Below are 19,041 nucleotides of genomic sequence, written 5' to 3' on the forward strand. Positions count from 1 at the left end.
CCCGCGCCGATCGTGCACAAAAACTGAACGAATCACGAAGCGCAGCTTTGTTGTTCCGGTTCGGGCCGATGTGCACACTTGCGATGGATCGCGGGATGCGATCCGGGCGCAACGCGGAGAAAGGAGCGGTTGGTGCGAGATCATCGCCTGTGCGGCCGCTCCGCGCATCGGCGCGCGGTCCCGCTGACCGTCACCGGTTGTTGTCGCTGACCCGTTTCACCCCGACCGCCACCGCGGCGGACCTTTCCGCACCCTGAATCGCGCCGCACCGTGATTCCGGGCGCGTGCGGAATTCGGTCATCCGCCGTATCGAATACGGCCCGCGACACCCATACCCGCGACACCCCATACCCCGCGACGGCGCAGTCGCTGTCGAGAAGAATATCGGAGTACCCATTCATGAGCTTTTCCTTTTCCGGTGGTCGCCGGCTGATCGCCCTGCTGGCGATCGGCACGACGGTGTTCACGGGAGCGTGCAGTTCCGCCCTCGGCGGCGATTCCGGTTCCGGCGGCGGACTCGGCGCGGATCACACTCTGCGCCTTGCGCTTTCGCGCCAGTTCACCGGACTCAACCCACACAACGGTGGGTCTCCCGACAGCGACGGTTCGGTGAAGGGCACCGTGTACGAGGCGCTGACCTACCTGGATCCCAAGGGGCAGGTGCAGCCCCGGCTGGCCAGCGCGTGGACCAACCCCAGCCTGCTCGAGTGGCGCTTCACGCTGCGTGAAGGGGTGAAGTTCTCCGACGGGACCCCGCTCACGGCGCAGGATGTGGCCTGGAACTTCGGTGAGCTGCTCGATCCCGCGACCAAGAGCCAGCTGGGCGCGCAGTTCAAGATCTACACCGATTCGGTGACCGCCGAGGGCGCGAACACCGTGGTGTTCCATCTGAAGCAGCCGGCGATCGATCTGCCGTCACGGCTCTGGAACATCTACATCACCACCCAGAAGTTCTGGGGGAGCGGCAATCTCAATACCGAGGCCATCGGCACCGGGCCGTACCTGCTCGAGTCCATCGACCTCGAGAACGGCGCGAAGCTGACCGGAAACCCGGGCTACTGGGGCACCAAGCCCGCCTTCTCGAACATCGAGTACAAGGTGCTGCCGTCCGAGGCCGCGCGGGTGTCGGCGGTACAGGCCGGCGAGGTCGACATCGCGCTGAACCTGGATCCGCTGAGCCTGGATCAGTTCAAGAGCAACAAGGACTACCGCTCGACGCTCTCGGACAGCTCCTGGGTGCAGGTGATCTCGATCAACGAGAACAAGGGCGGCCCGCTCGCGGATCCGCGGGTGCGGCAGGCGCTGAACTACGCGGTGGACAAGAAGTCGATCATCTCGGGTCTGCTGAAAGGCGCGGTACAGCCCTCGCAGGGGCAGGTCATCGCGCCCCCGTTCTTCGACACCAACCCGGCCGTCACCGCCTACGACTACAACCCGGACAAGGCCCGGCAGCTGCTGGCCGAGGCCGGGCACTCGAACGATGTCGTGCTGCAACTGGATATCCCGGCCGGCACCTACGCCGCGGGTACCGCCATCGGCCAGGCGTTCGCGCAGCAGGCGGCCGCGGTGGGTATCAAGGTCAACATCACCGAGACGCCGTTCCCGGCCTGGCTCTCGCGCCAGAACCAGCCCAGCGATCAGGCCGCGGATCTGGTCTACATCGGCTGGGGCGGGCAGTACCGCGACGCCTGGACCGTGTTCGATCCGTTCACCAGCAAGTCCCGCTACAAGCAGAGCAATATCACCGACCCGGAATTCGACGATCTGGTGAACCGACTGCAGGCGGCCACCGATCCGGCGTCCGCGCGCGCCCTGGCCGATCAGGCCACCCAGCGCTACCACGACCAGGCGCACACGGTGTTCCTGTGGCCGGGCACCTTCTCCTCCCTCGTCCGCGACGGCCTGAACTGGTCGCCGCGCACCACCCGCTACCTCTACGCACAGGAAGTCGACCGGGCATGAGCGAACGACAGCTGTTCCTCGCGGGATACGTGCTGTTCCCGAGCAATCACTACGTCGGTGCCTGGCGGCATCCCTACTCCGAGCGCGACTTCAACGACCGGACCCTCTTCGAGGATGTCGGGCGCACCCTGGAGCGGGCCAAGTTCGATATGGCCTTCATCCCCGAAACCCTGGCCTACAACCCGAATTTCGCGCGCTACGGGCTGAGCAACGGCCTCAAGCACGAACCCACCCAGCTGGCCTCGGTCATCGCGGGGGTGACCCGGCACCTCGGTATCGGGGTCACCCTTTCGGCCAGTTACAACGCGCCGTACCACCTGGCCCGCACCCTCGGCAGCCTCGATCAGTTCAGCGGCGGGCGCGTCGCCTGGAACATCATCATGAGCAAGGGCGAGGCGACCCAGGCCAACTTCCCCTTCGTCGAGGAACTCGAGCGCACCGAACTCTACGACCGTGGTGACGAGGTCGTGGAATCCACCGTGGCGCTGTGGGATTCGTGGGCACACGACGCGCTGGTGGCGGACAAGGAATCGGGGGTGTTCGTCGACACCACCAAGGTCGCCACCCCCGACTATCAGGGCAAGTACGTGCGGGTGCGCGGACCGCTGACGCTGCCGCCCTCTCCGCAGGGCAAGCCGGTGCTGATCCAGGCCGGAGATTCCCCGCGCGGCAGGCGATTCGGCGCCAAATGGGCCGAGCTGGTGTTCGCCATCGAGAACAACGAGGCGGATCTGCGCGCCAAACGCGAGGATCTGCGCAGGCTCGCGGCCGAGGCCGGTCGCGATCCCGACAGCATCAAGCTCATCGCCGCCGTGCAGCCGATCGTCGGGGAGACCACCGACATCGCCCGCGCGCGACAGCAATTCCTGAACACCCTGGTCGATACCGACGCGGCGGTGGCGTTCCTGAGCCAGTTCGTGCGCACCGACCTCAACGGGCTCGACCCGGATCTGCTGTTCACCGAGGCCGTCGCCCGGCGATCCACCGACGAGGCGGCCGGGGTGCGACTGCTGGACAACCTCACCGCGCTCGCGGCGAGCAACGGCGAATCCCTGGGCACCGAGCTGACTCTGGGCCAGATCGCCAAGCATTTCGGCGCGAGCGAGTTCACCCCGCAGATCGTCGGCACCGGGGCCGAGGTCGCCGATCAGCTGGCCCATCTGTTCGAGGCCGAGGCGGTCGACGGATACGTGTTGTCGCCCACGCACTTTCCGGGTGCGTTCGACGACGTCGCCCGAGCGGTGGTGCCGGAGTTGCAGCGGCGCGGCATCTTCCGCAGGGAGTACGCGGACACCACGCTGCGCGGCAACCTGCTCGGCCACCGGTACACGCACGGGGCCTCGTAATGGTCACCGCGACCCCGGGGCGGGTGCTGCGCCTGCCGTTGAATCCGCGCTACGTGGGCGGGCGCGTGCTCACCGGGCTGATCGCCGTCTGGGGAGCGATCACCCTGGTGTTCTTCGCGCTCTACTCCAGCGGCAATCCGGCCGTCATGCTCATCGCTCCCGACGCACCGGCCGGGGAGCTGGAAAGGGTGAGCAGGCTCTACGGTTTCGACCGTCCGCTGTACGAGCAGTACTTCCGTTTCGTGGGCGCGGTGCTCACCGGTGAGTTCCCCGATTCGCTGCGCTACAACAGCGATCCACTGGTGCTGGCCCTGAGCAGGCTGGCCCCCAGCGCCACCCTCGGGGCCGCGGCCCTGCTGTTCGGTGTGGTCGCGGGCGGCGCTATCGGGTACGTCGCGGCCACCAGCGAGCGACCGCTGCTGCGGCGGCTCCCGGTCTCGGTGGCGACGATCCTGGACGCCATCCCCGGATTCTTCCTGGCGGTGCTGCTGGTGCTGGTGTTCTCGGTGACACTGCACGTGCTGCCCTCGCGGGGCTCGGGTTCGCTCGCGCATCTGGTGCTGCCGTCGATCACGCTCGGAATCTTCTTCGTGCCCAGCATCTCCCGGGTCTTCCGGACCGCGCTGGTGGAGGTGCTGGACTCCGATCACGTGCGCACGGCCCGCGCCAAGGGACTGCACCCGATCCGGCTCACGCTGCGCCACGTCGTCGGCAATTCGCTCGGCTCGACACTGAACGTGCTCGGCATTCAGGCCGGCGTGCTGCTGGGCGGGGCGGTGGTCACCGAATCCATCTTCTCCTGGCCCGGTATCGGGCAGCTGTCGGTGAACGCGGTGCAGAACCGCGACTATCCACTGGTGATCGCCTGCGTGCTGGTGATCGCGGTGGGATTCGTGCTGATCAATCTGATCGTGGATGTGCTTGCCGCACTGTTCGATCCGAGGATCGCGCGATGAGCGCGGGCACGCGGCGTCCGGTCGCGGGGCTGATCGGCGCGGCACTGCTGGGGATCCTGGTGCTGCTGTCGCTGGCGGCGCCGCTGCTGACCTCGCACGGGCCGCTGGATCAGGACTTGAACGCGGTACTGCGCCCGCCCGGCGCCGATCACTGGTTCGGCACCGACGAACTCGGGCGCGATGTCTACACCCGGGTGCTGTACGGCGGGCGAATCGGGTTGTCCGTCACCGCGATCGCGGCGGTCATCGCGGCCGTGATCGGCTTGGTGCTGGGGCTGCTCGGCGCGCTGTTCGGCGGCTGGGTGGACACCGTCGCGGGACGGCTGGCCGATGTGCAGCTGGCCATTCCGACCATCGTGCTGGCCCTGGTGATCCTGTCCTTCGTCGGCAATTCGCTGGTGCCGCTGGTCGGGGTGCTGGTGTCCGGGTCGTGGGTGCTGACCTTCCGGGTGATCCGGGGGCACGCGCAATCGATCGTGCAGCGGCCGTTCATCGAGGCGGCTCGGCTCTCGGGGGCGGGGCGAGGCGATATCGCGGTGCGGCATCTGCTGCCCGGGGTGCTGCCGCTGTTCACGGTCGCGTTCACGCTCAACGCCTCGGCCATCCTGCTGCTCGAATCGAGTCTGGGGTTCCTGGGATTGGGCGTGCAGCCGCCCACCCCCGACTGGGGTTCGATGGTCGCCGGGGGACAGGCCCGGCTCGACAACGCCGCCTGGGTGGCGCTGTTCCCCGGCGCCGCACTGATTCTCGCGATCGTCGGATTCCAGCTGACCGGTGACGCGCTGGCCGAGCGATTCCAGCTCGGACCGCGTCGCGGCGCTCGCCGATTGCTCACCGCGTGGCGTCGCCCGGCGACCGCGCCCGCCGGACAGGAGATCCCCGCATGACCACCAGTCTGCTCACGGTCACCGAGGCGACGGCCGAACCGATCGCCGAACCGGTCGCGGTGGTCGAGAACCTGCGCATCACCGTCGGCCGCGACGGGCCGCCGACCACGGTGGTGCACGAGGTGTCCCTGAACATCCGGCCCGGTGAAACGGTCGGGCTGGTCGGGGAATCCGGCTCCGGGAAAACGATGACGGCACTGGGCATCGCCGGATTGCTGCCGCGCGCGGCACAGGTGGCCGGGGGCCGGGTCCTGTTGTCGGGGCTGGACCCGTCGCAGGTCCCGGCGCGGCGGCGGGCGCGGGTGCTGGCCGATCGGGTGGGGGTCGTCTTCCAGAACCCCACCGCCTCTCTCAATCCACGATTGACCATCGCCACCCAGCTGCTCGAGGCGCTGCCGCGCACCCTGCGGACCCGCCACGAACGGCGCACGCGCGCAGCGGAATTGCTCGAGCGAGTCGGAATCACCGAGGTGGGCAAGACATTCGGCGCGTTCCCGCACGAACTGTCCGGCGGCCTCAACCAGCGCGTCGTGATCGCGCTCGCGCTGGCCCGGGAACCGGCGCTGCTCGTCGCCGACGAACCCACCACCGCCCTGGATGTCAGCGTCCAGGCGCAGGTGCTGGATCTGATCGACCGGCTCAAGGCCGAACTGGGCCTGGGCGTGCTGCTGGTCAGCCACGACATCGGCGTGATCGGCGATCGGACGGATCGGGTCCACGTCATGTCGGAGGGGCGGATCGTCGAATCCGGTCTTACCGCGACGGTGCTGCGGACTCCGCAGCACGACTACACGCGGCAACTGCTGGCGGCCACCCCGGCGCTGCTTCGGCGGGAGAACGCCGAACCCGCGGGCGCACCGGTGCGAGAGCCCGGGGACGGGCAGTCGTCGAGTGCGGTGAACGTGACCGGCCATGCGGCCGGATCCTCGCCTTCGGCGAACCCGCCGGAGACCGCACACCAGAATCGGCGGGAATCCGCGGCGTCGCCGCCGTTGCTGCGCGTTCGTGAGGCGCGGCGCAGTTTCGCGGTCACCGCGCCGGGGAAGCTGCGCAGGACTCGGCACATCGCGCTGGACGGGGTGTCGCTGGATGTCAGCGCGGGGGCGGCGGTCGGCATCGTCGGTGAATCCGGTTCGGGCAAGACGACTCTGGCGCGTCAGATCGTCGGATTGGATCGGCCCGAGCAGGGGGTGATCGAATACGACGGCGTCGCGCTGCACGATCTGGATCGGGCGGCGGCGCGCAGCTGGCGGCGCTCGGTCCAGTACATCTTCCAGGATCCCTACGGTGCGCTCGATCCGCGCCTGACCGTCGCGCAGTCCATCGCCGAACCGCTCGAACTCAATGGTGTGCAACTGCACGGCATTTCGATCCGGGAGCGGGTGGCTCAGCTGCTCGAGGAGGTCGAACTGACCGCCGCGCACGCGCACCGGCTGCCTCGGGAGCTGTCCGGCGGGCAGTTGCAGCGGGTGGTGATCGCCCGGGCATTGGCCAACGACCCCACGCTGATCGTCGCCGACGAACCGGTCTCGGCACTGGATCTGTCGGTGCAGGCGCGGATTCTGCGTCTGCTCGAGCGACTGCGCCGCGAGCGGGGGCTGACCCTGCTGCTCATCTCGCACGATCTCGCGGTGGTGCGGTTCCTGTGCGACGAGGTCGTGGTGCTGCAGCACGGACGCATCGTGGAATCGGGTCCCACCGAACAGCTTTACACCGCACCCGAACACCCCTACACCCGAGCCCTGCTGGCCGCGGTGCCGGGCAAGTCCATCGAACCCTCTCGAGGAGAATCACGATGACCGACACTCTGACAACCGGTTTCGACAGCGCCACCCTGCTGTCCCGCCTCGGCGCGCACGAATCCCCGCTCGGCGGATTCGGTCCCCCGCCCAGCGGGGTCGCTGCGGACGCCATCCGGCTGCTGGGCGGTGTGCCCGCCGACGAGGCGCTGCCGACGAGGCAGCTGCGAGCGGCCTACGACGCGACCCTGAGCGATCCGGCGATATCGGTTGCCGCACTGCAGTACTCGTCGGCACCCGGTATCGAGCCGCTGCGCTCCTGGATCGCCGGACACGAGGGCACCGACCCCGACCGCGTCCTGGTCACCAACGGCGCGCTGCACGGACTGAGCCTGTTGTTCAGCGCGATCCTGGACCCGGGCGACACCGTGCTGGTGGAGAGCCCCACCTTCCCGCTCGCCCTGCGTCTGCTCGGACACTATGGCGCACAAGTCGTTTCGGTGTCGGTCACCGAACAAGGGTTGGACCTGGACGCCCTGGAGGATCGGCTGCGGGCGGGTCTGCGGCCCAAGCTGTTCTACCTCATCCCCGACTTCCAGAACCCGACCGGCTCGACCCTGCCGGCCGCCGACCGTGCCCGTGTCGTGGCGCTCGCCGAGCAGTACGGCTTTCTGGTGGTGTCCGACAACCCCTACCGCGACCTGCGATTCGCCGGGGAGGGCGTGGCCGATGCCAGCCTGGAGAGCGAGGTGGTCGTGCGGGTCAACACCTTCTCCAAGACCCTGGGCCCCGGTCTGCGGCTGGGCTGGCTGGCCGGACCACGCCGGCTGATCCCCGCGCTGACCCGGCTGCGGGGCAACAACGATCAGCACTCCTCGCTGCTCACCCAGACCGCCATCGCCCGATTGCTCACCACCCCGGGCGAATTCGACGGAATTCTCACCGCCGCGCACGAGATCTACCGGGAACGGTCCCGCGCGCTCACCACCGAACTGCGCGCATCCGTCGGTGACGTGCTGGAATTCTCCGATCCAGAGGGCGGAATCTTCCTGTGGGCCACGGCGTCCGATCCGGAACTGGATCTGAGCGCGGTGCAGGCGCGCGCTCGCGCCCTGGGCACCGACTTCTCCCTCGGCCGGTACTTCGATCCCGACGGCGCGGTGCACCACACTCAGAACCTGCGGCTCGGCTTCAGCAACAACTCCCCGGAGCGTTTGCGCACGGCCGCCCAGCGCTTGGCGGAGGCCTTCCACGCGCACTAGGCGACGGCGGGGTTTGAGGAGCTCGAGGGCGGCTATGCCGAAAAGGCAGGCAGCATTCCCGATTCGAGAGGACAGCGCCATGGGCGTCTATACCTTCCAGCTTCCCAACTTCTCCAGCGATGCCGACGTCGCCGAGCGCACGCTGCGCGGTCTGGACACGGTGAGCGCGGTGAATGTCGACAACTCCGCCGAGAGCATCACGGTGGACTCCAGCCTGACCTACGGCGAGACCCTGGATGTCATTCGTCAGAGCGGCATCGCGGCCAAATAGATCCGCGACAGCGTGCACGACGTGCGACAGCGTGCATGACGACGGCCCGGAATCGGTTACCCGACTCCGGGCCGTGTTGTGTGACGCACCACATCTCGGCGCTTGCCCGCGGACCGGTGCGGGACAACGCCGCGGAATTGACCAAAGATCGGCCGGTAGCCACCCGGAAATGCTGGCCTGCCGGTGAACTGCCTGGTAGAGCCTGTGTCGGCAGCGACAAACGGCACTCGGAGGTCTTGAAGAGCTCGACAAGAAAACACGCACTCTCGGGACGGAATATCGAAAGGTATCCACTTTCCCCAGTGCAAAGGATCGAGTTCCGATGAAGAAGAATTTCACCACCGTCGCAGGCGCGGCGATCATCACCGCCGCCGTTCCCGCCCTCGTGCTGGCCATGGGCGCCGGAACCGCGAGTGCCGCGACGGTGTCCGACCCGGCTCCGGTCGCGGTGCAGCAGGTCTCGAACCCGATCGCCAGCGGTGCCGCGGTGGGTGCGGGCATCGGCGCGGGTGTCGGCGCGGTCGGTGGTGGCATCGTCGGCGGCGTCGCGGGGTTGCCGCTGGGTATCGCCGGTGCGGCGGTCGGCGTGCCGATCGGTGCGGCGACGGGCGCGGCCATCGGCGGCGCCATCGGTCTGCCGGCGGTTCCGCTCGAGACGGTCACCCTCCCGGGCGGTGCGATCACCGGCGCATTGGCCGGTGGCGCACTCGGTTTCGCGGTCGGCGAGGCTGTTCCGGTCGCCGTCGGCGCGGGCGTGGGCGCCGCGATCGGTACCGGTGTCGGCGCGGGGATCGGCGCCGCGGTCGGCGCGACCAACCCGAGCGCCGTCCCGAACATCGTGCAGTGATCGACCTGTGAACGCCGCGGTGTGTCTCAGGGCTGCGGGGCGGCGGGTGTTCGTGTGCCGCGCCGCAGCTGCCACCGTCGAAGTTCCAACTGCGACAGCAACATCGCGTCGGCGTCGCGCAGATCCAGTCCGCTGAGCTCCTGCACCTTCTTCATCCGGTAGCGCAGGGTATTGACGTGAACGTGCAGGCTCGCGGCCGCATCGTCCAGCACCGCACCGGCCTGGAAGTATGCCGAGAGTGATTCGAGCAGTTGCCGATTCGTGCCCTCATCGTCCGCAAGCGCCCGCAACGGCCCGACGAAGTCCGGAAGCTCCAGGGAATCGGCGTAGTCGGCCAAGCGTCCCAGCAGCATCGGCAGCGCGACATCCGCCAGCTCCGCGCTGACCTGACCGGTGCCGGAAACCCCGTCCCGCAGCATCGTCGCCAGGATCGCATTGGCCTGCACTCTGGCCACGGACAAATAGGTGACCGACGCAACGGCCGGGCTCACAGCAAGTCGATAGACGGTCCGGTCCAGCGAGCGTCCCGCGAAATCCTCTGCCAGCGAACGAGTTCCGGCCATCGCGGCCTGCTCCGTGAGCCCCGGCCACGCCAGCAGCGCGTGCAGCACCCCCGCGTTGCGCGCCACCACACTGGACGGGTGCACGGCGCTGAGATAGTGCTCCATGAGACTGTCCAGGCGACGCTGCGCGGTGATATCCGACCCATCCTGGTGCGCTGGGGAATCGGCCCCGATCGCGATCAGGACGAGCGGCCCGGGCACCAGGCCCAGCTGTCCGGCGGCCACCGTCGCCGCCGGACCACCGGCGAACACCGCATCCGCGAGCTGACGCTGCCGTTTACGGGCCGCCGAGGGCGGATCGAGATTCAGCTGCGCCAGTTGCGGTGCGACCACCCGCGCGATGTCCCGCAGGCGGGCGGCCGTTTCCGGCGAGAGCGGCTCGCGCACCACGATCCAGATATAACCCAGGACGGCAGCGCCCCCGCGTACCGCGATCGCCACCCGGGGCATCGGCTGACCGTCGACCGAATGCGCGGGCACGAACACCGGATCCCGCGATCGGCCGATCTCGCTCAGCACGCCTTCCTCGGCCAGCAGATGCACCCAGCCGGGGCGCACCGTGCGGGCCAGAATCGATTCCACGCGCAGCGGATCGGCTCCCTCCTGACCGGTGGACCAGGCGAGCACCTCGGCGGAGTCGGATTCGATGGTGACAGGTCCGCCTACCACCGCGCTGATCGAATCGGCCAGTGCGAAAAGCTCGTTGGCCGCGGAACCGTCGGACGAGCGATCCGCGCTGACCTTGCCGATGAGGCGGCGACGCAGGCTCACCGCCAGCTCCATCCACGACATGTCCTCGCGCAGCCAGACCACCGCGACCTCGCGGGCGATATCGGCGGCGATCTTCGCGGCCGAGCCCTTGATCACGACGGCCGCCGCGGAATCTCGCTCGGCGATGCTCAGCAGCGCACGCACCTGCTCCTCACCGGAGACTCCGACGGCCAGCACCATCGCGCCCGGAGGCAATTCCGGATCGGCCGCATCGAACAACTCGACGCTGGTGACCGGGTGATGTGGCGAACGGTTCTCACTCAGCAGACGCGCGACATCACTGTTCAGGTCCTCGACCATGAACCGGGGAGTTGCCATTTCCATGACCACGAGAAAACGATAACCGTGCGGCATCCGAGAATGCACGTGTGCGCACCGTGAAAAAACAGACACCCTGTCCAACGCATGGCAAATCAACGAAATTGTCCGAGCCGTTTTATGCATATGCCAGAAGGCCGTTATGAGCGTGGTCACATATGCCTGACATAGGAATTCGCGAGGTAACGGCAACTGGATAGCTATCCATAAGCGTTCGTCCGGGCAGCAGAATTCGTCGTGAACCGACGAACGCCCGGCACCCGCAACCGAGAGCAGAGGATTCGACATGCGCAAAGTCTTCGCCACCCTGGCCATCGCCGGCACCGTGACCACCGGAGCCCTGGTGGCCGGAGCCGGAACCGCGGCCGCGACTCCGCCGCCGCCCTCCCCGGTGTGCTCGCTCGTCACCTACCCGCTGGTCTTCCTGATCGAGGCGACGGGCGGCAAGGACAGCCCGCTCGCGCCGGTCGCGCAGTCGATCGTCGACTCGGTCTGCCGCTGATCCCGATCTGGCACACGGTGCAACTTCGGCGTACGCGGCGGGTCGCTGATTCGGCTCGGTGAATAAAGCGGCAAACTCTGGGCATGCCCCCGTTGCCGAATTGCCGACTCGGATAGCGGCCCGCCGTGACCGCGTCCGCACGTCCCGCACCCGAGCCCATGCTGGCGACCGGGGGACCGCCTCCGGATGGGCCCGAATGGGCGGTCGAGATGAAATGGGACGGAATTCGGATCATCGCGGTGTGTGACGCGGGGGACTGCGCGCTCTACACGCGGAACGGAAATTCCGTCGGTCGTTCCTACCCGGAATTGGTCACCGCGCTGAAGCGATTGTCGGGCACCGACTTTCTGATGCTCGACGGGGAGATCGTGGCGCAGGACCCCGACGGAGCGCCGTCGTTCGGGCGGTTGCAGCGGCGCATGCACGTGACCCGGCCGGGAGAGCAATTGATGGCCGAGGTCCCGGTCCGATTGTTCGCCTTCGACCTGCTGGCAGTCGGAGACACCGCCCTGACCGGTGAGCCGTACCTCGAACGCCGCAGGCGACTCGCGGACCTGGATTTCGCGGACCCGCTCTCCGCGCCGCCGCACTGGATCGGCACGGACGCCGCGCAACTGCTGAACGTCGCGCGCGAACACCGCCTCGAAGGCATCGTGTCCAAGCGCATCGACTCGGTCTATCTCCCCGGCCGCCGTTCCCCGGCCTGGATCAAGACTCCACTTCGCCGCAATACCGAAGTGGTCGTAGCGGGCTGGACGCCCGGCGCGGGCGCCTTCGGACCCACCTTCGGCTCGCTGATCCTGGGTGCGCACGACGAATCGGGCCGCCTGGTCTTCATCGGCCTGGCGGGCACCGGATTCACCCAGGCCGCGCGCCGAATCATCCGCGCCACCCTCGACGAGATCGAAACCCCCGCAAGCCCTTTCGATCCGATCCCGCCCGAATCCGCCCCCGCCGGTTGGCGCTGGGTCGCCCCGATCCTCGTCGGCGACGTCGAATATCGCGAATTCGCCGGCGAGCGTCTACGCATGCCGAGCTGGAAAGGCCTGCGCACCGACAAGACCCCCGCGATGGTGGAAATGCCCGCATAGGTTCGACCCGGGCGAGAGGCGAGTTCAGATCGCGGAGGTGCCGCCGTCGACGGCCAGCTCCAGGCCGTTCACAAATGACGAGTCGTCCGAGGCGAGGAACAGTGCGACCGAGGCGATCTCCTCGGGCCGGCCCATCGTCCCCCTCGGAATCAAAGCTTCGAACTGGGCCTTGGTCTCCGCGTCGAACAACTGTTCCTGGATCGGCGTGGCGATCTGGCCCGGACTCAGCACATTGACCCGGATTCGCCTGTCCTTCAACTCGTACAACCACACGCGGGCCAGCGCGTGCAGCGCGGCCTTGCTCGCCGCGTACACGCTGTAGTCCGGCCAGCCCTTGACCGAGGCGATCGACCCGGTCATGAAGATCGATCCGCCGTCGTTGAACAGCGGCAACGCCTTCTGCACGGTGAACAAGGTACCGCGCGTGTTCAGCCCGAAAGTGCTGTCGAAATGCGCTTCGGTGATCTCGCCGAGCTTGGCCGCCTCTGCCGTTCCGGCACTGGCGAACAGCACGTCGATGCCGCCGTGCTCCCGTTCGACCGTCTCGAACAGGCGGTCCAAGTCGGCCAAGTCGGAAGCATCACCCTGCACGCCGGTCACATTGCGCCCGATCAGCTTCACGGCCTCGTCCACTGCTTGCTGTCGCCGGCCGGTGAGGTAGACGTACGCGCCCTCCTCGACGAACCGTTCGGCGCTCGCCAACGCCATACCGCTGGATCCGCCCGTGATTACCGCGACCTTGCCATCGAGCTTGCCCATGATCACTCCCTTATCGCGCATCGGCCAGAAGCATCGCTTCCACCTGCATAAACCAAGCTATGTATACGGCTTGGTTTACTTAAAGTAGCGGCTTGTCCGCCGACCCGCAAGCTAAGTACACCGACCGGTACCCGCGCGGTAGTATCGAGTGGTGACCGAGTTGGAGAAGGGCCCTCGCGGCCAACGTCGCGGCAGGGGCGCGCGCGAACGGATCCTCGACGCGTCACTGCGGCTGTTTCGCGAACAAGGCATCAACAACACCGGTATGGACCAGCTCTGCATGGCCGCCCACGTGTCGAAACGCACTGCGTACCAGCACTTCACCAGCAAGGACGAGCTCGTCATCGAGTACCTGCGCCGGCACGATCCCGACACCATGCCCGACGTGTTCGACCGCCCCGATCTCACCCCCCGCGAACGTCTGCTCGCCGCTTTCGACAAGCCACGGCAGGTACCCCCGCAGGAGGTGACCCCGCTGTGCCCGTTCATCGCGGCCGCCGTCGAGATCACCGACCCCCACCACGCCGCACGCCGCCGCGCACACGACTACAAGAAGTCCGTCGCCGTCCGCTTCGCCGAAACCGCCCGCCAGGCCGGCGCCACCGACCCCGAACAACTCGGCGAACAATTGGCGCTACTCCTCGACGGCGCCTCGGCCCGCACCCGAGTACTCGGCATCGAGACCCTCCCGACCGCCGCCGCCATCGCCGCTTTGCTCATCGACAATGCCCTCCCCGCCGCGCAACCGGAAGCGGTCGAGGGCTGAGTACGACGCCGTCCGGCAAACAGGCTCGCGGGTCGGAATTCTCGATTACCCCAGAACGATGCTGACCACCGCAAGAGTGGCCGAATGCTCACAGAATCGGCAATCCACTCCCTTGCCGCGTGGCGCGCTGACCGAGTCGGCTATCACGACCGATCCGCGGGCAAGTGGTGAATCGTCGTGGCGGACAACTCGGATCGGACCAGTTCGAGAAGGCGGCCGACCCAATTGCGACCTTCGTCGCGGCCTTGATCGGTCCAGAACGGGGACTCGGAGTAGCCGGTGTAGCTGATCGGTGCGTCGGCGGTGGACCGCAGTATTTCGGCCAGTTCCAGGTGCTGGGTGAACTTGGCACGCAGCAACCCGGCCATGACGGCAGTGCGCGCCAGCGACCAGTCCGATCGCAGAACGCAACTGCCGCCGATCTCGTGCGCCGCGTAGACGGTCGGGGCGTCCCGGACCCGATCATGGTCGTCGCGGTCGTGCGCCGCCAGCGCCCAATACCCGTGCAGGACTGTCGGATAGGTCTCGCCCGCGTACGACAGCGGTGCGGGAAACTCATTGCGCAGAACGAACAGGTCGAGCGTTGCGGGCGGCTCTACCGGAGGACCGCCCCGCTCATGCAGGGTGATCGTCGCCGTCCTGGGCGTCGCCGGATCATCGGCGTGCAGCCGGGCGAGCCGATCACCGCTGTGCTGAATTCCCCGGTGGCTCGCCTCGAAATATTCGAGCACCAGCCGGTGCATCTCGACGGTGGCGATCGGACCGTCCCCGCCGACAGGCTTCCCGAGTTCGGTGACGAGCTGCCGCAGCGGGATGTCCTGCCTGTCCATGTCGCCGAGGACGAAGACCCGCAGGTGCGCCGGGATCGTGAGATAGGCGTCCTTGACCAGCAGCCTGTTGGCTTCGGTTGGCGCGCCCCGGTAGCGCCCGATCGCCTCTCGGCACAGGTCCGATGTTGTCGGTCGGCCGTTCAGCATCGAGATCTCGTCACGGATCTCGCCGAGAAACCCGTTGTGCGTCAACGGTTCCGGGTATCGCGCAGACCATCGCGGCGTCTGCTCGGGCTGCTCCGGCAACGGACGCCCGGGGTCGCTCAGGGCGACCTTTCCACTGTGGAGGCGCCGCTGGAGGCCGGGTAGATCGAACGACTCCCCGCACCGGATCACACCGTCGGCGAACACGAAAAGATCCTCGACGTAATAACCGGAGTGCCCCTGAACCCAGACATGCGACCACGCTCCGTCGATCCGTTCCCCAGCTGCAACCCGATACGTCGGCCTCTTCCACACCACCTCCGCACCATAGCGCCGCGCACGTCACAACCAACATCCGCTCTTTGGCGCTTGCCAGGCTGTTCGGACCGGCAATGCATTTGCCGCCCGAACGCACCATCATGCCGATGGGCGTGCTCGCAGATCGGAGGGCAACCGGCCTGAACCTCCGTCAACTGCCCCCGGCAGTCAGTTTTCACACTGTCGGGTGGCCAGAATGGAGGTCTAGGCCGGATCGGGATTCGAACGGGCACCGCCACCGAATGCACACATTGCCGCATACCGCGCTGACCGAACCGGCCGACGCGAGGCACCGGCGGCCGGAACCTGGTGCGGTGCAGAATGTCCGCAACTGCCGACTACTGCGCGGGTGGTGATTGGGCGAGCGACAGACTGTTCCCGTCTGGATCGAGCACTTCGACGTGTCGCACGCCGTTGCTGTAGGTCTCGACCGATCCGTAAGCGATGCCGTGCTCAGAAAGACGGGCCAGGAAGACGTCGAGGTCAGTGATGCCCAGTGTGATCATCGCCCCGCCCACCCTGTCGGCCCGAACATCGCGATCGTCGACAACGATCCACGCGTTCTCACCGGTCTGCCACAGAAGTTCTTCGCCGATGACTTCATCCGCAGCACGCCCGAAGAAGGTCGCATACCAGCGCAATGCCCGGTCCCGGTCGCTAACGCACATGACGCTGTACAGGTCCATTCCGGTCACCACCCCTGTTCGTTGCATGAGGGTTCAGACGACCGCTGCGGCCGAAAATCATCGGTCCGAACGAGGATGTCCGCTCATGCCGCGACCCGCGCGTTGGGGGCCGACCAAACCGGTTGCCCGACAGCAGTTTCCCAACGCACTGACATTCCGATGAGCGAAGCCCGGATGATCCTGTCGGTCAACCACTTGGCGTTGGTGTCCGGCGTCAGCAGCTTTGGTCTGCCGCCGTTCCTATGATGAGAACGAGGAGATACCCGGCCATCATGAACAGAATTCCGATGGTGGTCAGCCCCAATGTGGATCTGCGCGTGCTCGAATAGTTCGCCCACAGGGCGATCAGCAGGAACAAGCCGACCGCGAGCATGACTATCGAACCCACGGTCTGAATGCCCTCGACGAGAGCGTAATCGCGGTCACGCTGTCCAGAGCTGCCATGCGGGCCCAGGTCGCAGAAGTCGCCGTTGGCCTGGGTGATCATGTATCCGCCTACCGCGATTGCCGGTCCGATCACGATCGAGCCAACGATATAGATCATTGCGGATGGCACAGACCACTTTTTGATCACGGTCTCGGACTGTAGTCACCGATCGTGGGGGCTCTGCGGTGGTCTTGGGGAGATTCTGTGTCCGATGGACATCCGCTACGGCCGCTGATCGCGCTGACCGAACCGGCCAGCGCCGGGCGCGGAAGAACAAGTGGCGGTGTCGGTCTGGGTCAGGCGACGTGTCGCGTCGCGCAACTGTCACGCGTGCGGTGTGCGTATTCGCTTCCACGGGAGCAGTAGTGAGCTCGCGAGCAGGATGATCGCGGCAGCGGCGATGGCGGTGCGGGTGCTGGTCATGGCGGCCAGGAAACCTCCGGCCGCGATGAAAGCGGGTTGGAAGGTTCTCGCGCTGATCGACCACGCTGTGCCGACACGGGCCATGGAGCGGTCGGTGGTGGCGTTCATTCGGTAGGTGGTGAACACCGGGTTGAACATTCCTGCGCAGAACAACAGCGCGGTGTCAGCGGTGACGATGACGATCAGCCCTGCGGTGCCGGGCTGCGCGAACAGCATCAGGGCCAGCCAGAAAGTGCGCGCGGTGCCGGCGCCGAGCAGGACTGCGCGAGGCCCGATGTGAGTCACCAACCGCGGCGCGCAGACAGAGCCGAACAGTCCGCCGAGAGTAGGCAGCCCCAGGGCCAGCCCATACTGCCATGCTGTGAACTGCAGGTCCCGCAGCATGAGCAGCGCCATCAGCGGCCCGGCGGCGGTCAGTGCGCCACCGAAGACCATGGCGTTGCAGAACAGCCGCCTCAGTACGCGGTCAGCCAAGAGACAGGACCAGCCACCGCGAACCTCCGATATCCATTCATGTTCTCGCCGATGGTGTTCGGGTTCAGGTTCGAACGTGGTGATCCGCCGTAGACCTAGTGCGGCAGCCAAATAGCTGAGGGCGTCGATGAGCACGGTGATCGTTGCACCGCTCAGAGAGATGAGCGCACCGCCCAACGGTGCGCCGATCGTGGACACCGTCCAAAACAAGGTTTCCAGTCGGCTGTTCGCGCGCACGCGGATCGGTTCGGGTACAAGGGATTTCACATAGGCCCCGTTGGCGGCGTTGAATACGATCGCGCTCACCGCGCTCAGCGTGGCCACCACGCACAGCTGCGGATAGGTCAACGTCCCCATCCAGGCTACGGCCGGGACCGAAACAAGGGCGGTGAAGGACGCCAGATTGGCTGCGATCATGACCGGGCGTTTACGCCGGAACTCCACCCACGGCCCCAACGGCAACGCCAGGACCGCGGCCACGACACCCGAGATCGCTGCCATCATCGTGACCTGCAGCGCCGAGGCGTGCACGAGCAGAATCGCGATCAACGGCAATGCCCCGGCCCCAACAGCGCTGCCGAGTTGACTGACAGCTATTGCGCGCCAAAGACGGTAGAAGTCCGGTGAGAGCTGTATCGAACGCTCTGAGGCCGTGCGGTTCGTAGCGGCGGGCACTGGGCCACGGTAGGTCATGTCATCGTCGGTCCTGTATGTACAGCCAGACTTACCGCGAACCATCGAGAACTGAACAGTGAGAAACCCTCTGGCTCGTCCGGCGAGTACGCGAGATCGAGTTGAGGTCGATAGATCCGAACGTCATTGCCAAGCGTGAATACCTACGACAGTTCGCGGCACGCCCGGGCATTTTCATCGGCTTCACAGCTGTTCGTGGTGTGACATGTTTTTGTTTTCTCGACGGTTACGCACTACGTCGCATACGGTGCTGACCGAGGCGGCCAGCACGAGCCCGCTGAATCGTGCGCAGGTGGATAGTGTTGTGTCCCATGAAGTCCGAGAGTTCTGACTACGTCGCCACGCTGCCTCGTTAACGGATGGGGGCCGGGCTGTTGTTCGTCGACGAGCTGGGCCGTGTGTTGCTGGTCGAACCGACGTACAAAGACCATTGGGAATTGCCGGGTGGTGTCGTGGAGGGTGGCGAGTCGCCTGGCGCCGCCGCTGTCAGGGAGGTCCGGGAGGAGCTGGGTCTCGACGTGCCTCTCGGGCAGCTGTTGGTGGTCGATTGGGTCCCGCCGGGTCTCTATCCTGATGCTGGTCTTCGACGGTGGTGAACTGGATCGCGTCCAGACGTCGGCGATCGTCCTTCAGGCCGAAGAGCTTCGGAGTTGGGCGTGGTGCGATGAGACCGGGGCTGCCCAGCGGCTGCCGGATGTGATGGCTCGACGAGTGGCCGCAGCGGTGCGGGCACGCATCGCAGGCAGGACTGTCTATTTGGAGGACGGGCTCGCAGTGGCATGAGGCAGTACGCGGACCAGTCGCCGAACGCAGTACAAGTCCGAGTGATTCAGCGTCTGTCCTGCTGAGCGTCACGTGTCTGCTCAGGGGACGCTGGAAGATCATCGGTCCGAACCCATTTCAGTCTCGGGAGCGTAAGGGGGACCGCTCGGTGCCATCGTGGGATCGATCTAGCCCAGAAGAGGGCTCGGCCGGACCGCCGTGGTTGTAAACACTCACGTCGAGT

Annotated in this window: 19 protein-coding genes; 13 read left to right on the plus strand and 6 right to left on the minus strand. The window is 66.8% G+C overall.

Translation table 11 applies throughout. The features are described 5' to 3' along the window. The first annotated feature begins 399 nt into the window (after window positions 1–399). The 8 genes from NJ1_RS06785 (at window position 400) to NJ1_RS06820 (ending at window position 9,270) form a co-directional block, all read left to right on the plus strand. Window positions 400–1,962, plus strand: coding sequence for an ABC transporter substrate-binding protein (locus tag NJ1_RS06785; protein WP_067688982.1), 1,563 nt, complete (start codon window positions 400–402; stop codon window positions 1,960–1,962). Next, window positions 1,959–3,308, plus strand: a complete 1,350-nt coding sequence (locus NJ1_RS06790; protein WP_067688986.1) for an NtaA/DmoA family FMN-dependent monooxygenase — start codon at window positions 1,959–1,961, stop codon at window positions 3,306–3,308. Before NJ1_RS06785 ends, NJ1_RS06790 begins: the two co-directional genes overlap by 4 nt. Further along, window positions 3,308–4,264: an ABC transporter permease gene (locus NJ1_RS06795; protein WP_067688988.1), complete on the plus strand. Its 957-nt coding sequence runs from the start codon at window positions 3,308–3,310 to the stop codon at window positions 4,262–4,264. Before NJ1_RS06790 ends, NJ1_RS06795 begins: the two co-directional genes overlap by 1 nt. Further along, entirely contained in the window at window positions 4,261–5,151 is an 891-nt protein-coding gene (locus NJ1_RS06800; protein WP_067688991.1) for an ABC transporter permease, read from the plus strand. Before NJ1_RS06795 ends, NJ1_RS06800 begins: the two co-directional genes overlap by 4 nt. Next, window positions 5,148–6,950, plus strand: a complete 1,803-nt coding sequence (locus NJ1_RS06805) for a dipeptide ABC transporter ATP-binding protein (RefSeq protein ID WP_067689241.1) — start codon at window positions 5,148–5,150, stop codon at window positions 6,948–6,950. The genes NJ1_RS06800 and NJ1_RS06805 overlap by 4 nt, the downstream gene beginning before the upstream one ends. After that, complete coding sequence (locus NJ1_RS06810) at window positions 6,947–8,152, plus strand: aminotransferase-like domain-containing protein (RefSeq protein ID WP_067688994.1); 1,206 nt, start codon at window positions 6,947–6,949, stop codon at window positions 8,150–8,152. Before NJ1_RS06805 ends, NJ1_RS06810 begins: the two co-directional genes overlap by 4 nt. Before the next feature lie 79 nt (window positions 8,153–8,231). Next, on the plus strand, window positions 8,232–8,423 hold the full coding sequence (locus NJ1_RS06815; RefSeq protein ID WP_067688997.1) for a hypothetical protein: 192 nt from the start codon (window positions 8,232–8,234) through the stop codon (window positions 8,421–8,423). A 322-nt stretch (window positions 8,424–8,745) separates the two neighbouring features. Beyond that, window positions 8,746–9,270: a hypothetical protein gene (locus NJ1_RS06820; RefSeq protein ID WP_067689000.1), complete on the plus strand. Its 525-nt coding sequence runs from the start codon at window positions 8,746–8,748 to the stop codon at window positions 9,268–9,270. A gap of 26 nt (window positions 9,271–9,296) precedes the next feature. Here the strand turns inward: NJ1_RS06820 and NJ1_RS06825 are convergent, their stop codons facing one another. Continuing rightward, window positions 9,297–10,928 carry a PucR family transcriptional regulator gene (locus NJ1_RS06825; RefSeq protein WP_067689002.1) on the minus strand — a complete coding sequence of 544 codons (1,632 nt, stop codon included), beginning with the start codon at window positions 10,926–10,928 and terminating at the stop codon, window positions 9,297–9,299. 280 nt (window positions 10,929–11,208) lie between these two features. Here NJ1_RS06825 and NJ1_RS06830 point away from each other — a divergent pair, with 280 nt between their 5' ends. Further along, a complete protein-coding gene (locus NJ1_RS06830) occupies window positions 11,209–11,424 on the plus strand; it encodes a hypothetical protein (RefSeq protein ID WP_067689005.1) in 216 nt (71 codons plus the stop codon). A 158-nt stretch (window positions 11,425–11,582) separates the two neighbouring features. Next, window positions 11,583–12,515 carry a non-homologous end-joining DNA ligase gene (ligD, locus tag NJ1_RS06835; RefSeq protein WP_067689009.1) on the plus strand — a complete coding sequence of 311 codons (933 nt, stop codon included), beginning with the start codon at window positions 11,583–11,585 and terminating at the stop codon, window positions 12,513–12,515. A 24-nt stretch (window positions 12,516–12,539) separates the two neighbouring features. Here the strand turns inward: ligD and NJ1_RS06840 are convergent, their stop codons facing one another. Beyond that, entirely contained in the window at window positions 12,540–13,274 is a 735-nt protein-coding gene (locus NJ1_RS06840; RefSeq protein WP_067689244.1) for an SDR family NAD(P)-dependent oxidoreductase, read from the minus strand. Between the two features lie 151 nt (window positions 13,275–13,425). Between NJ1_RS06840 and NJ1_RS06845 the strand changes: the two genes are divergently transcribed. Continuing rightward, entirely contained in the window at window positions 13,426–14,040 is a 615-nt protein-coding gene (locus NJ1_RS06845) for a TetR/AcrR family transcriptional regulator (protein WP_067689014.1), read from the plus strand. A 143-nt stretch (window positions 14,041–14,183) separates the two neighbouring features. Here the strand turns inward: NJ1_RS06845 and NJ1_RS06850 are convergent, their stop codons facing one another. From NJ1_RS06850 to NJ1_RS06865, 4 genes are all read right to left on the minus strand, one after another. Next, entirely contained in the window at window positions 14,184–15,332 is a 1,149-nt protein-coding gene (locus NJ1_RS06850; protein ID WP_157573807.1) for a DUF7639 domain-containing protein, read from the minus strand. 338 nt (window positions 15,333–15,670) lie between these two features. Continuing rightward, the gene (locus tag NJ1_RS06855) at window positions 15,671–16,018 is read right to left on the minus strand and encodes a VOC family protein (RefSeq protein WP_067689017.1); all 348 of its coding nucleotides are present in this window, start codon (window positions 16,016–16,018) and stop codon (window positions 15,671–15,673) included. 214 nt (window positions 16,019–16,232) lie between these two features. Beyond that, window positions 16,233–16,592, minus strand: coding sequence for a hypothetical protein (locus NJ1_RS06860; RefSeq protein ID WP_157573808.1), 360 nt, complete (start codon window positions 16,590–16,592; stop codon window positions 16,233–16,235). Between the two features lie 177 nt (window positions 16,593–16,769). Next, a complete protein-coding gene (locus NJ1_RS06865; RefSeq protein ID WP_067689022.1) occupies window positions 16,770–18,035 on the minus strand; it encodes an MFS transporter in 1,266 nt (421 codons plus the stop codon). A 359-nt stretch (window positions 18,036–18,394) separates the two neighbouring features. Here NJ1_RS06865 and NJ1_RS39680 point away from each other — a divergent pair, with 359 nt between their 5' ends. Both NJ1_RS39680 and NJ1_RS39685 read left to right on the plus strand, forming a co-directional pair. Beyond that, on the plus strand, window positions 18,395–18,631 hold the full coding sequence (locus NJ1_RS39680) for an NUDIX domain-containing protein (RefSeq protein ID WP_169813104.1): 237 nt from the start codon (window positions 18,395–18,397) through the stop codon (window positions 18,629–18,631). Next, complete coding sequence (locus NJ1_RS39685) at window positions 18,609–18,818, plus strand: NUDIX hydrolase (protein ID WP_169813100.1); 210 nt, start codon at window positions 18,609–18,611, stop codon at window positions 18,816–18,818. The genes NJ1_RS39680 and NJ1_RS39685 overlap by 23 nt, the downstream gene beginning before the upstream one ends. The last annotated feature ends 223 nt before the right edge of the window (window positions 18,819–19,041 follow it).

The organism is Nocardia jejuensis NBRC 103114, from assembly GCF_001613145.1.
Classification (GTDB): Bacteria; Actinomycetota; Actinomycetes; order Mycobacteriales; family Mycobacteriaceae; genus Nocardia; species Nocardia jejuensis.